9 protein-coding genes and 3 pseudogenes are annotated in these 11,938 nt (G+C 44.6%); 5 read left to right on the top strand and 7 right to left on the bottom strand.

The features are described 5' to 3' along the window. The first annotated feature begins 3 nt into the window (after positions 1-3). Positions 4-693 (top strand): transposase, encoded by a 690-nt coding sequence (locus ACQY3F_RS05495; RefSeq protein WP_428353770.1) that lies wholly within the window; start codon positions 4-6, stop codon positions 691-693. Between the two features lie 210 nt (positions 694-903). Here the strand turns inward: ACQY3F_RS05495 and ACQY3F_RS05490 are convergent, their stop codons facing one another. Then, positions 904-1,980: an IS91 family transposase gene (locus tag ACQY3F_RS05490; protein ID WP_428352924.1), complete on the bottom strand. Its 1,077-nt coding sequence runs from the start codon at positions 1,978-1,980 to the stop codon at positions 904-906. Beyond that, positions 1,977-2,884, bottom strand: a pseudogene (locus ACQY3F_RS05485) (tyrosine-type recombinase/integrase). The gene ACQY3F_RS05490 and the pseudogene ACQY3F_RS05485 overlap by 4 nt, the downstream one beginning before the upstream one ends. Before the next feature lie 127 nt (positions 2,885-3,011). Between ACQY3F_RS05485 and ACQY3F_RS05480 the strand changes: the two are divergent. The 3 genes and pseudogenes from ACQY3F_RS05480 to ACQY3F_RS05470 form a co-directional block, all read left to right on the top strand. After that, a pseudogene (locus ACQY3F_RS05480) lies at positions 3,012-3,803 on the top strand (IS1380 family transposase); the annotation flags it as partial. A 337-nt stretch (positions 3,804-4,140) separates the two neighbouring features. Continuing rightward, on the top strand, positions 4,141-5,502 hold the full coding sequence (locus ACQY3F_RS05475; protein WP_428352976.1) for an IS1380 family transposase: 1,362 nt from the start codon (positions 4,141-4,143) through the stop codon (positions 5,500-5,502). Between the two features lie 215 nt (positions 5,503-5,717). Next, positions 5,718-5,948, top strand: a complete 231-nt coding sequence (locus ACQY3F_RS05470) for a hypothetical protein (RefSeq protein WP_428353920.1) — start codon at positions 5,718-5,720, stop codon at positions 5,946-5,948. A gap of 156 nt (positions 5,949-6,104) precedes the next feature. On the opposite strand, the gene ACQY3F_RS05465 is transcribed toward ACQY3F_RS05470, so the two are convergent. After that, positions 6,105-6,854, bottom strand: a complete 750-nt coding sequence (locus ACQY3F_RS05465; RefSeq protein ID WP_428353157.1) for an ISAs1 family transposase — start codon at positions 6,852-6,854, stop codon at positions 6,105-6,107. Next, positions 6,833-7,885 carry a Druantia anti-phage system protein DruA gene (locus tag ACQY3F_RS05460; RefSeq protein ID WP_428353919.1) on the bottom strand — a complete coding sequence of 351 codons (1,053 nt, stop codon included), beginning with the start codon at positions 7,883-7,885 and terminating at the stop codon, positions 6,833-6,835. The genes ACQY3F_RS05465 and ACQY3F_RS05460 overlap by 22 nt, the downstream gene beginning before the upstream one ends. Before the next feature lie 191 nt (positions 7,886-8,076). Between ACQY3F_RS05460 and ACQY3F_RS05455 the strand changes: the two genes are divergently transcribed. Beyond that, entirely contained in the window at positions 8,077-8,664 is a 588-nt protein-coding gene (locus tag ACQY3F_RS05455) for a hypothetical protein (protein ID WP_428353918.1), read from the top strand. Between the two features lie 158 nt (positions 8,665-8,822). Here ACQY3F_RS05455 and ACQY3F_RS05450 read toward each other — a convergent pair. The 3 genes and pseudogenes from ACQY3F_RS05450 to ACQY3F_RS05440 all read right to left on the bottom strand — a co-directional run bounded on the left by ACQY3F_RS05450 (position 8,823) and on the right by ACQY3F_RS05440 (position 11,908). Then, positions 8,823-9,497, bottom strand: a pseudogene (locus ACQY3F_RS05450) (Druantia anti-phage system protein DruA). A 185-nt stretch (positions 9,498-9,682) separates the two neighbouring features. Next, positions 9,683-11,404, bottom strand: coding sequence for an IS66 family transposase (gene tnpC, locus ACQY3F_RS05445; protein WP_428353917.1), 1,722 nt, complete (start codon positions 11,402-11,404; stop codon positions 9,683-9,685). 111 nt (positions 11,405-11,515) lie between these two features. Then, positions 11,516-11,908 (bottom strand): putative transposase, encoded by a 393-nt coding sequence (locus tag ACQY3F_RS05440; protein WP_428357620.1) that lies wholly within the window; start codon positions 11,906-11,908, stop codon positions 11,516-11,518. Positions 11,909-11,938 lie beyond the last annotated feature (30 nt).

The following is an 11,938-nucleotide window of genomic DNA, read 5'->3' as shown; positions in this document are numbered from 1 at the left end:
TTAATGAAGCCCTCTAAAGTATCAAAATCCTCATCTCACGTAAGAAACCGTACCCGAACGGTAAAAATGACATCTACAGCACATGGATTGACAAGCCAGGCGGGACTGATTCCCGTCGTGAAATATTTAGACAGGATAGGTTTTGAAAAAACCGTAAAACAAAGCGTTCCACATCGGCGGGGTGAAAATGCAGACCATCACTTATCTGATGTGGTTCTATTGACGTTGGTTGGCATGATGGGGGGAGCAACATCAATGGCAAAGGTGACGACCGTATGGGCAGATAGCGTACTGCGCAAAGTAGCTGGCTGGATAAAGATTCCTGTTGAAACCACAATTTTACGGATCTTTAAAGAAGTAAGTGATAGGCAGATAAGCCAGTTTGAAACGCTCACGCATACTTTGCGTGGTCAACACTGGCGGCGATTGCTTCGTTCCGGAAAATCGAAAACTGGCATACAATCCGTCCAGTGGGTCGATGTCGATTCAACTGTGGACACCGTTTGTGGTCGACAAGAAGGAAGTGCCAAAGGCTTCAACCCCAAAAAGAAAGGTGCCCGTTCATACCATCCACAACGAATAAGGTTAGATTGTGATCGCGAAGCGAGCCACAATCTGAACCGTTTGTTGGACAAGCCCGGCACGATAGTAGGAATTCATTTAATGCGCTCTATGAAAATAGCTTTTTGTTGATCAGCCCGACTGATGAATCGAACCTCTGTTTTTACCTGTTTAACTGAACTTTGAGCGTTGTCCATTGCAGTCAACTCTCAAAGTCCAAGTATCGGAGCAAAATTCTGCCTTAATCTCCGATTTTAGCCCAAGCAACTCCCTCAGCATTTAATCCGCTGATAGCCTGGGTCGAAGTGTTTAAATTTACATAAGCGCTAGTGATTCCAATTGTTAAGTTGGCAAAGGCTGAAACATTATTTCCACCCTGGGTATTTGCCGACGCCCAACAACCATCGCCCCGCCACAACATTTGCAACTGAATGCCGGCCGTACTTTGAGTGCACGCAATATCTTCGTCGGGTCAAACTTTAGCAGGGAGTGAATCAACTTAATAACACCCTTGCTATTCGGATGTAAAAAGCCATAATTGCGCGCACGACGAAAGCCTTTAGGCAAAACATGTTGCAGCACCAGCCACAGAAATTTAGCCCCCGATACCGTTTTGGTTTGATAGCGTTTGGTTTTGCTGTCTTGATAACGGTAGGTTACTTTGCCATTTTGGCAGGATAAGATATCCTGTTCACGAATCACACCACGATACAGGTATCGACCCAGATATATCAATGCTTTATCGCCTGCACCGACAAACTTACAATCGACCACCCATTTTTCCGGAATAGCTGTGGGAAATGGCAACTTTTCTTCGTTCATACGCGCTAGCATCTTTGCACGAAATACTTTTGCTAGTGCTTTATGATGAAACAGGTATTTGCCTTCCTTAGTGCGCCAGAGCTTCTTGATTTTATCCACGATTGCCGCAGGCATAATGACATGAATATGCGGATGATAATTTAATTCGCGTGAGTGTGTATGTAAGACAGCAATCGCCCCGGCATCGCCTTGCAACTGCTTATCATTTTTACTAAAACTCTGTAAAGTCGCCCAGGCACAGTCAAACATCATACTGTAAAGTAACCGCGGATGCTGCCTGGCTAACGACCTTAACTGCGCAGGTAAGGTAAAGGTATTCATAAAATAATCAGCAGGGACTTGTTTTTGTACCTGTCGTTCAATCCATTGTTGACTCTCATGATGTTGACAATGCGGGCAGTTACGCTGGCCACAGGAATGAGGCACAAAGGTTTGATAGTCACAGTCTGCACAGTTAACCTGCATCACAGGACTCAGCTGTGTCCGACAGCTCTTCATGGCATGTAATGCACTGATCTGATTGGAGCGTAAACGAGATTGATACTCGCTTAAAAAGTCAGACTGAAATTGATCAATCACTGCAGCTAGGGTTATCATGAAATCTGCCCCCAGTGAATAGAAAAGTCATTGACTAACTGATTAATGTGCAGCTCTGCATTCTCATCGGTAATATCGGTCAAATGCGTATAGCGAGCCGTGGTTACTAAACTGGTATGGCCCAGAATCTTCTGCAACTCAACTAAATCAACCCCGGCTTCTAACAGGTGAGTGGCGTAACTGTGGCGCAGCGAGTGGCAGGAAATCTTTTTTTTAGTCCCATTTCTTGCGTCACAAGACGGATTGTCTTCTGGATGCCACCGCGATCAAGGGGGGATTCAGCAAGATGTGCACCTTTTAGACCCCGGGCACGGTTGGGAAATACCAGCACTGGATTTTTATGCACAGCCCAAAACTTACGCAACACCTTCAAGGTATTCACAGGCAAAGGCACAAGCCGATCCTTATTGCCTTTGGCATTGCGAATATGTACCCGCATGCGTGTCGCATCAATATCACCTACTTTCAGGCTTAAGCCCTCGCCCAAACGTAAACCTAGACTGTAAATCGTAAAATAAAAAACTCGATAGCTTAGATTACGGGTCGACATAAACAGTTGTTGTGCTTCAACCACAGTGACAATATCGGGTATACGCGTACATCGTGGTGGTTTAATCATTAGCACATCAACCCACGGCTTTTGTAGCACATGTGTATAGAAAAACTTGAGACCATAGAGATCTAGTTTCACGGCACTCCAGGAAAGGCGGCTTAAAAGAGCATGAAAATAATCCACCAGTTGATCTTGCGTTAAGTTATCCAGATGCCCCTGAAAGTGTTCCCCGATACGGCGAATAGCGCGTGAATAAGCGTCAATGGTTTTGGGTTGCAGTCCCTTAAGCTTTAAATGCTTACAGTGCTGGATATAATAATGGTTGAATTTAAGCTCTATCGATGGTGTCATAACAGTGTAACCTCATTATTGTTAGTTGGATGAGCTTACAAGTTACCTGTTATGCATATAACAGGCAATGAGGTTACACTTTAAATTTAAGGGATGCGCTGTTTTTCTCCGCGATAGCGGCTTCGTCCAACTCGCTTTTCTAGCGGAAACAAAAGAAATTTTACAAGCCTGGTTCCGGACAGGCAATGCCTTTACAAGCAATGGTGTTGTAGAATTTACCAAACAGTTACTTGCACACTTGCCCAATCGGATGCGCATTATTTTTCGCGGTGACAGTGGTTATTTTGTCGGTGATTTGCTTGAATTTCTCGATACCAGAGGGCATGGGTATCTAATAAAGGTTAAACTTAAGAATTTGAACGCATTGCTGGCCAAACAGGCCTGGACAGCCATACAAGGCCGACCCGGTTGGGAGCAGAGCGAGTTTCAATATCGTTGTGGTGGCTGGTCTCGCTCTCGTCAGTTTGTCGCGGTCAGGATAAAGCAACCTAAACAAGTGACAGGACCTCAGTCCGAGCTTTGGGATACGGCAGAATATGACTATTTTTGTTATGTAACAACTGAACCTCTATCGCCTTGGCAAACACATAAGAAGTATGGTGAACGAGCGACGTGCGAAACATGGATTGAAGAAGCAAAATCACAAATGGGTTTAGGTAAAATCAGAACGAATCAATTTCTGGCTAATGCCGCATTATTTCATTGCGCCGTTCTTGCCTACAATACCGTGCGCTGGATGGCTCAATTGAGTGGCAACAAAACGTTGTGCCAATGGGAGCCGGATACACTTCGTACTTATCTGATTCGGGTGGCTGGAAAATTACTCACAGGCAATAATCAGCTGAGAGTCAGAACACCTGCAGATCCGCTCTATCCACAGGAATGGGATGATTGGGTTAAGGTGGGGTTACTCGCTTAACATTAACCGAAGTTAAGTCACTTTGATTAAAAGGTCATGGCACGTTGGCAGGGTGTTTATTGCCTTGGGCTCGGGGGATATCCATACGATACAAAAAATTTCCTCTATTTATGATTTAAATCTGGATATTTTGATCGGTTGGACAAAGAGGGCTGGCAAAGCGGCAGTAAAAACCTAATAACCACTTAGCTAGACAGGTTAATGAGAGTCAAAATATGGGCTTGCAGGATTTAGGTACTACCTAAATCCTGCAAGCATTATACATAATAATCCACAAAACTCCTTATTAAACAATGATATAATATCATTTTCCTGATTTCACTATCTCATTGTTTTAATGAAGCCCTCTAAAGTATCAAAATCCTCATCTCACGTAAGAAACCGTACCCGAACGGTAAAAATGACATCTACAGCACATGGATTGACAAGCCAGGCGGGACTGATTCCCGTCGTGAAATATTTAGACAGGATAGGTTTTGAAAAAACCGTAAAACAAAGCGTTCCACATCGGCGGGGTGAAAATGCAGACCATCACTTATCTGATGTGGTTCTATTGACGTTGGTTGGCATGATGGGGGGAGCAACATCAATGGCAAAGGTGACGACCGTATGGGCAGATAGCGTACTGCGCAAAGTAGCTGGCTGGATAAAGATTCCTGTTGAAACCACAATTTTACGGATCTTTAAAGAAGTAAGTGATAGGCAGATAAGCCAGTTTGAAACGCTCACGCATACTTTGCGTGGTCAACACTGGCGGCGATTGCTTCGTTCCGGAAAATCGAAAACTGGCATACAATCCGTCCAGTGGGTCGATGTCGATTCAACTGTGGACACCGTTTGTGGTCGACAAGAAGGAAGTGCCAAAGGCTTCAACCCCAAAAAGAAAGGTGCCCGTTCATACCATCCACAACTCGCTTTTCTAGCGGAAACAAAAGAAATTTTACAAGCCTGGTTCCGGACAGGCAATGCCTTTACAAGCAATGGTGTTGTAGAATTTACCAAACAGTTACTTGCACACTTGCCCAATCGGATGCGCATTATTTTTCGCGGTGACAGTGGTTATTTTGTCGGTGATTTGCTTGAATTTCTCGATACCAGAGGGCATGGGTATCTAATAAAGGTTAAACTTAAGAATTTGAACGCATTGCTGGCCAAACAGGCCTGGACAGCCATACAAGGCCGACCCGGTTGGGAGCAGAGCGAGTTTCAATATCGTTGTGGTGGCTGGTCTCGCTCTCGTCAGTTTGTCGCGGTCAGGATAAAGCAACCTAAACAAGTGACAGGACCTCAGTCCGAGCTTTGGGATACGGCAGAATATGACTATTTTTGTTATGTAACAACTGAACCTCTATCGCCTTGGCAAACACATAAGAAGTATGGTGAACGAGCGACGTGCGAAACATGGATTGAAGAAGCAAAATCACAAATGGGTTTAGGTAAAATCAGAACGAATCAATTTCTGGCTAATGCCGCATTATTTCATTGCGCCGTTCTTGCCTACAATACCGTGCGCTGGATGGCTCAATTGAGTGGCAACAAAACGTTGTGCCAATGGGAGCCGGATACACTTCGTACTTATCTGATTCGGGTGGCTGGAAAATTACTCACAGGCAATAATCAGCTGAGAGTCAGAACACCTGCAGGTCCGCTCTATCCACAGGAATGGGATGATTGGGTTAAGGTGGGGTTACTCGCTTAACATTAACCGAAGTTAAGTCACTTTGATTAAAAGGTCATGGCACGTTGGCAGGGTGTTTATTGCCTTGGGCTCGGGGGATATCCATACGATACAAAAAATTTCCTCTATTTATGATTTAAATCTGGATATTTTGATCGGTTGGACAAAGAGGGCTGGCAAAGCGGCAGTAAAAACCTAATAACCACTTAGCTAGACAGGTTAATGAGAGTCAAAATATGGGCTTGCAGGATTTAGGTGTAACACCTAATCAACGCCATAAGGGCTTAGATAGTGCAATTCTAGAGAAGAGAAAGAGTGTTATCGAGCAAGCGAAGGAATGTCATCCTGAGCGCTGGAATGGGCGTAACACAAGGAATTTAGACCCTATAAAAACTGTTTTTCTGAATCCTGATAAGGATGAAATCAGCTCGGCAGAAAACGAATTACAGTTGAAAAATATCGCTTAAGTTAACAGTAAAGCAATCGGCGACATAAGCCGCCCATTACCCTTGACAGTCATCGGCTCCTCAGCCTGTACTGTAAGAATATTATATCATTACCCTTGCTTAAATACCTTGGGGGTTTGGGGGCAAAGCAGGGTTAATTTGTTCATATTCTAAACCTTATGCGGCACAAGGCCTCCTGGTATTTTTTGTAATTTTCAAATAGTCTAAAACAGCTCTGGTATTCTTATTGAGTTGCCTCATTTTCTTTGAAATCCCTTTCTCAACTTTTGATTTTATTAATCCGATAGCAAAGCGCCTAAGACGGGTCATGTTCTCAGGGCCATAACCGGTACGAATTGTTGAGCGATCTTCATCAAAAACCCAGTCAATAATATAATGACTGACTTCAATAGACCAGTGACCTCGAACTTTATATAAGATGGTTTTCGGATCTGCGTCTTTTTTTGTTCTGCTGGTCACACCGTAAGCGGTCGCAAGTGATGTTTTCCCACTTTTCTTGTCCGTTATTTCTCGTTCTATGCGATAAACCTGGGCAACATGAGGGAATAATACATACTCACTTAATTCCGATGTGACCCAGATTCTACGAATCTCAATTCGTCCGTGCCCGACAGACACTTTGTCTTCATAATCTGCCAAACGGCTATCATTTGAAAAGTAGGTGGTAATATCATCAAGCAGTGTCGGCTGGTTTCCTTTGACACTAAAATAATAATGCGCTTTTCGTTGTTCTACTAAATAACGCGCGAATTCAGTCTGGGTGTGCAAAGCATCGCTGGTGATATCTTTATTTTCAATCGGTAGTGTATCTAATAATTTCGGAGCAAATGTTATTTCATTGGTTTGCTTAACTTCATCCGACCCATCTCCAACAGGCAAAGTACCTACTTTTTTTGGGCGTAGCAAATTCCTGTGGTATGCCCAACAGCACTCATTATTTGTGTTTGGCGCCCTGATTCATCAATCGCATTACACATGACTTTGCCATCTATTGCGAGTGAGTTGTCATCCTGGGCATAGGCTTTGTTCCAGGCATTAAAGGCTGCGTCAAGTTCATTCGGGTCTACTCTTACTAAGATATTTCTAAAAATGCTTAGGCTTGGAATCACATAACGGCCTTTATCATAACGGCAACGAAAATGCGCTCTGGACTTTTGAGATAAGCTTTCAGCCCAGTCAAAAATAGATTCATAGCTCCTCATGCCGCATAACACAGCTCCAGCGGCTATTCCCAGAACAGTCTGTATTCTATGGCGTCGCCCTTGGGCTCTACGGGGATCATTAATTTCCTTGAAGAAATCCGGTAATGAACGCATTTGATGACGCGTTATTTTCATTTTTACCTCACCTAATAAAAAATGATGACTTAATATAGTGTGAGATAAAACAGATTGTGCTCGACGATGAAGTGGCTTAACGAAAATCAGCTTTTTGTGCTCTGTTTGAGCAGAGTAACCGTCTGTTACCCTGCGAAACCCTTTCGTGTAACCAATAGCCTGCCAGTTACTGGCTCGATAAACACCTCCATGAAATCGCTTTGGATCGACAAAGGTCTCGACCAACAAAATAGGGTGTCCATACTTTTCAACCCAATCATTGGATAAGCGTTTAAGGCACAGTGAAAGGAGGCGTGATCCTAGGTTTTTATCATGCCTCGTCGGTAATATCAAAAAACGGCTGTTGTTGGCAATCAGTTTTAAGCGGCCCGTTTGGTGGCGATAACTCCATCCTATCCAGCTATCACGAGCCGCACACTTTAATGCGGCGGCCGAAAAGCTGATCAGTGCAATCCATTCTGTTTCAGAATAGACCACATACCAAAGGGTTTCACCAATTTTTGGAATAGCACCTAAGTAATGCTGGGCCTCCATCAAATCCTGATATTTTGGTTCTTCTTGCTTTAAAATGGGCCTGACTGATATTTGGTTGAGTTGCATCGTTTTATCTCAAGAAACTGGATAGAAACTATACATGCTTTTCATGGGTTTGTTCATCTTGGGGTGTAACTCATTACCATGCTTACCCTTTATAGCTAGAACAAATTAGCCGTGGGGGGCAAAGCCCCCATGAACTTGCGTAGCAAGTTTTATATCACAATAATGCGACAGGTTGGTTGACATATAGCGGTATGGATGGTGCTTATATTCTGATGCAAGAAGACGGGTGGCGTGAGGCGATGGTGGGAGCAGTGTCTTTCTATGATACTGAAGGCAGTCGGCTTCATTCACTTTATCTGGGAGCGCCGCCAGAATATGGTAAGGACATCTTCAAGCAACGGTACGAGAAAGAAATCCGGCACATCAAAGCCCTTTACCCAGATGCTCTTTATCTAGGCATAGCTGATGGAGCTAAAGATAACTGGTCATTTTTGACACCCCACACGAGTCGTCAATTACTCGATTTCTATCATGTGACAGAATATCTCGGCAAAGTGGCTTATGCCGCCTTCCCTCAAAAAACAGGAAAGCCAAAAAGAAAAGAGTGGCTATCGGATCGATGTCATCAACTAAAACATGATTCTGAAGCCGCTAAAAAGTTAATTAAGGAAATGGAAACACTAACACGAAAAAAAGGATTAACTAAATCAGTTAAAGAAGATCTAGCTCAGGCGTTGACCTACTTTAACAATCATCAGCACCAAATGAATTATGCAGAACATATCGCCGCTCATTTGCCGATTGGATCGGGTGTGACGGAAGCAGCCTGTAAAACGTAGTTAAGCAACGCTTATGTTGTTCGGGTATGCGTTGGAAAAACCAGGGGGCAGGGATTATTTTAAGTCTTAGAAGTCTTGTTCAATCCGGCGATCGGTGGGAACAATTCTGGAATAAAATTAATCAATATGGCGCGCAATGCTACTCTTAAAACATCATATTAAGGCTTCACCCTTCTAAACTGACGACACAGCGGATAAAGCCATAAGTCTTTGATGGGTAAGCTTTGTTTACCAGCAGGTCCCAACTTGCCGCGCCCTTTGGTTTTACCTACGTAGATCCAATTGGCGGCTTTGTAACAAGTCCCTGCAAATCGCTCGGTATCAACAAAAGTTTCCAGTAACACCGGACGGATGCCATAACGCTCTTCCCATTGTGTAGGAAGGCGACGAGCTATCATGGATAAAATAGTGGAAGCAAGATTTTTGGATTTCACCTAGGGCATAATCAGAAAACGGGCATTGTTCACGACTAACGGCAGGTTTTTTTGCCGCTGTTCGTGGCTCCAGCCAATAAACTGATCACGTGGTGCCGTTTGCCAGGCGGCCGCACTAAAACCGAGCGCTGCAATAATTTGCTCGTCGAGGATGACGAAGTAGCAAAGCTGTGCGCCGGGTAGCGGCTTGTGCCCCAGGTAGTGGTAGCGATGTATGTACTCATTCCATAGTCGTGAATGATCACGGGTGATGACTGGACAAAGCTGGATGGCCGCAAGTTCATGAACAGGCAGGAGGATCGCTGGTTGCGGGTCCGTCTGTTCAGTAAAGTTGAGTTTCTGTCGCGGGGGTGGTTTGCGCCGTGGTGGCGGCAGAGCGATAAGTCCATCTTCTGCCATGCCGCAGCATGGCAGCACGGCAGCACGGCATGACATATCCTTGAGCCCCCCATCAGGCTTGTACCAATCAAGCATCCTGCAGGTCAGGCGCGAAAGTTCGGCACGCGTGCGCCCAGCATCCTCGGCAATCAATTTCCGCATCTGTTCCAGTTCCTGCTCGCTAAAGTTTCGTCCACAATACCGTGTCATGGTGATTGGGGCTGTTCTGACTCGAGTGGAGTCGCAGTCAGTTCAGGCAAGGGTTTGCTCAACTGCTGTTTGCGCGACTCGCTCATCATCCAGGGAATAAACGGGCGGATGTCTGAGGGAGGCTGCCCACCATTATTCGCACAGGCATCTAGATAGTCGTGAAGCCAGTGATGTGGGTTCAATCCCCATAACAGGATTGTCTGAAACAGTGAAAACATCATGGCTGCCAGTCTGGCACTCCATTGACTCCCTGAACCATAATAGTTTTTACGCCCCATACCGGGATTACGCATACGCCGCTCGGCGATATTGTTGTCCATGGGCACCTGGGGATTAGCCACAAATACCATCAATCCTTTCCAGTGGTTATTCAGGCTGTTTAGGATCTTGCATTGAATGCGCTCTAGGTTTTTGTTCTCTTTCTCCGCTTCCAGTAAATGCGCGTAGCGCTCTTTCATCTTTTGGCTTGCCTGTGCAAGGGCTTGATGGTGTTGCTTGAAGTCTTGATTCTGGGTTTCCAGGCTTTTTGTTTCGTCCCACTCTTTCAGGCGTTGCTTGTTAAGATGATAGAGTTCGGCAATGAGTTCGACCCAATCAAGCATCCATGCTTCAAGTTTCGGATAGCTTCTGGCGGCATCCAGAAAGTCACGGCGGACATGTGCCCAGCAGAAAGCCAGTATGATCTGTGGAATTTCCCGTGCCAGCCGAATGTAACCTTTATAACGATCACAGACCACAATGACCTGTTCCAGGTGTTTATCCAGTCCGGAAAAATACTTGATGGGTATATCACCACTACGGCTAGGTGCCAGTATGTAATAGACTACCGAACGGGACTGAGTGACCCACAACCACCAGCGGTAGCCCGTTTTTCCCTCTATGATTTCAAACACTTTCCAGCCGGTTTCATCATTATGGAATAGATCTTCGGTGAGTTGTTTTTTAACCAGTTCATTGACGAGCGGTTCGAATAGCGGAGCTATCTTCTGTAATCCACCCGTGAGTGTGCCAGGGGCAATGCATAGACCTCGATGTGTGTAATCTGTACACAAATTATTGAGTGCTCGTGAGAACAGAAACTTGTTAAGCAGAACTTCTCTCCATACCGAGATGCCAATACCACTTTTGAGGATAAGACGTGGTGCAGGAGGAGCCGTAATCAATCCGGTGACTCCCTCGCATTGACAGCCCTGAACATACACCTTTCGTTTGACACGACGAATATAGCTGTTAACCTTTATTTCAACAATATTTGAATCCTCTGTCTGTGACAGAAGCTTGTAGGGTTTTGTACAAACTAGGCACAACGTGTTTTCAGCAGCAATGTCATGCTCTTCTTCAATAATCGGCAAATCAGGACTGGGAGTGCGCCCGTGTCCCTTGCTACCTTTTTGCTGGCCACGAGGCCGAGGTGTATCAGTATGATTATGTCTTCCAGAACTATTTCTCTTGGCAACGCCTTTTTCAGTTTTTTTGCCAAATAGGCGTTGTTTCAAGTCTCGAATGCGTGCCTGTGCAGATTCAAGCTCTAGCTTAAGATCTTCATTTTTCTGTTTGACTTGGTGATACTGTCCTTTCCAATAGTTTGCATCCCATTTAAGCTGTATATACTCTGCTTGTGTCAGTTCAATGACAATTTGAGCAAAGGGAGACTTTGTGATTTCTCCTGTCTCTATGCGTTGCGGACACGCTGCTGAATGTTGGGAGGCACTTTCCATGAACACCTTTATACAGGGTTTTGGATGATGTGTCCCGTACTCTTTTTATTTATTGCTGTATAGATGGGTTCAGACATCTTGATTCAGACGAAACTAATTTGAGACCATTTCCTAATTTTTTGCGGATGAAGTCAGCTCATAAATTAAGCGCAGATCGGTTCCTGGATAATTGAGTTCCGTTTGATTGAGTTGTTCAAATAACTTTTCTATTGCTTTATTACTTGCAGGTCGGGAAGTACTATGCACACGTATCCGAAGTTGTTTTTTTACTTCATCGGGTAATATATCTGCTTCTGTCACAAACAGCGTTTGTAATAGTTGCCTTGCCATCGGAAAGTCGATTGTCGGTGAGGTTAGCAGAGCGGCCATTGCTGTTTCTGCCCGATAAGCGATCATGTTGACAGTATCTATCAGCCGCTTTTTCCCTGGCAGAAGCTGTTCGAACTTATCTTCGTCTCTCAACTCTTGCCAGGTAATGTGTTTGGGCGTTTGGCTTAGGGAGATGGAAAGAAATAATCATCCAAACGAAGTAAG

Source organism: Methyloprofundus sp. (assembly GCF_965251085.1).
Taxonomy (GTDB): Bacteria; Pseudomonadota; Gammaproteobacteria; order Methylococcales; family Methylomonadaceae; genus Methyloprofundus.
The sequence above is the reverse complement of the archived record's forward strand: the minus strand, read 5'-3'. Positions and strand labels throughout refer to the sequence as shown.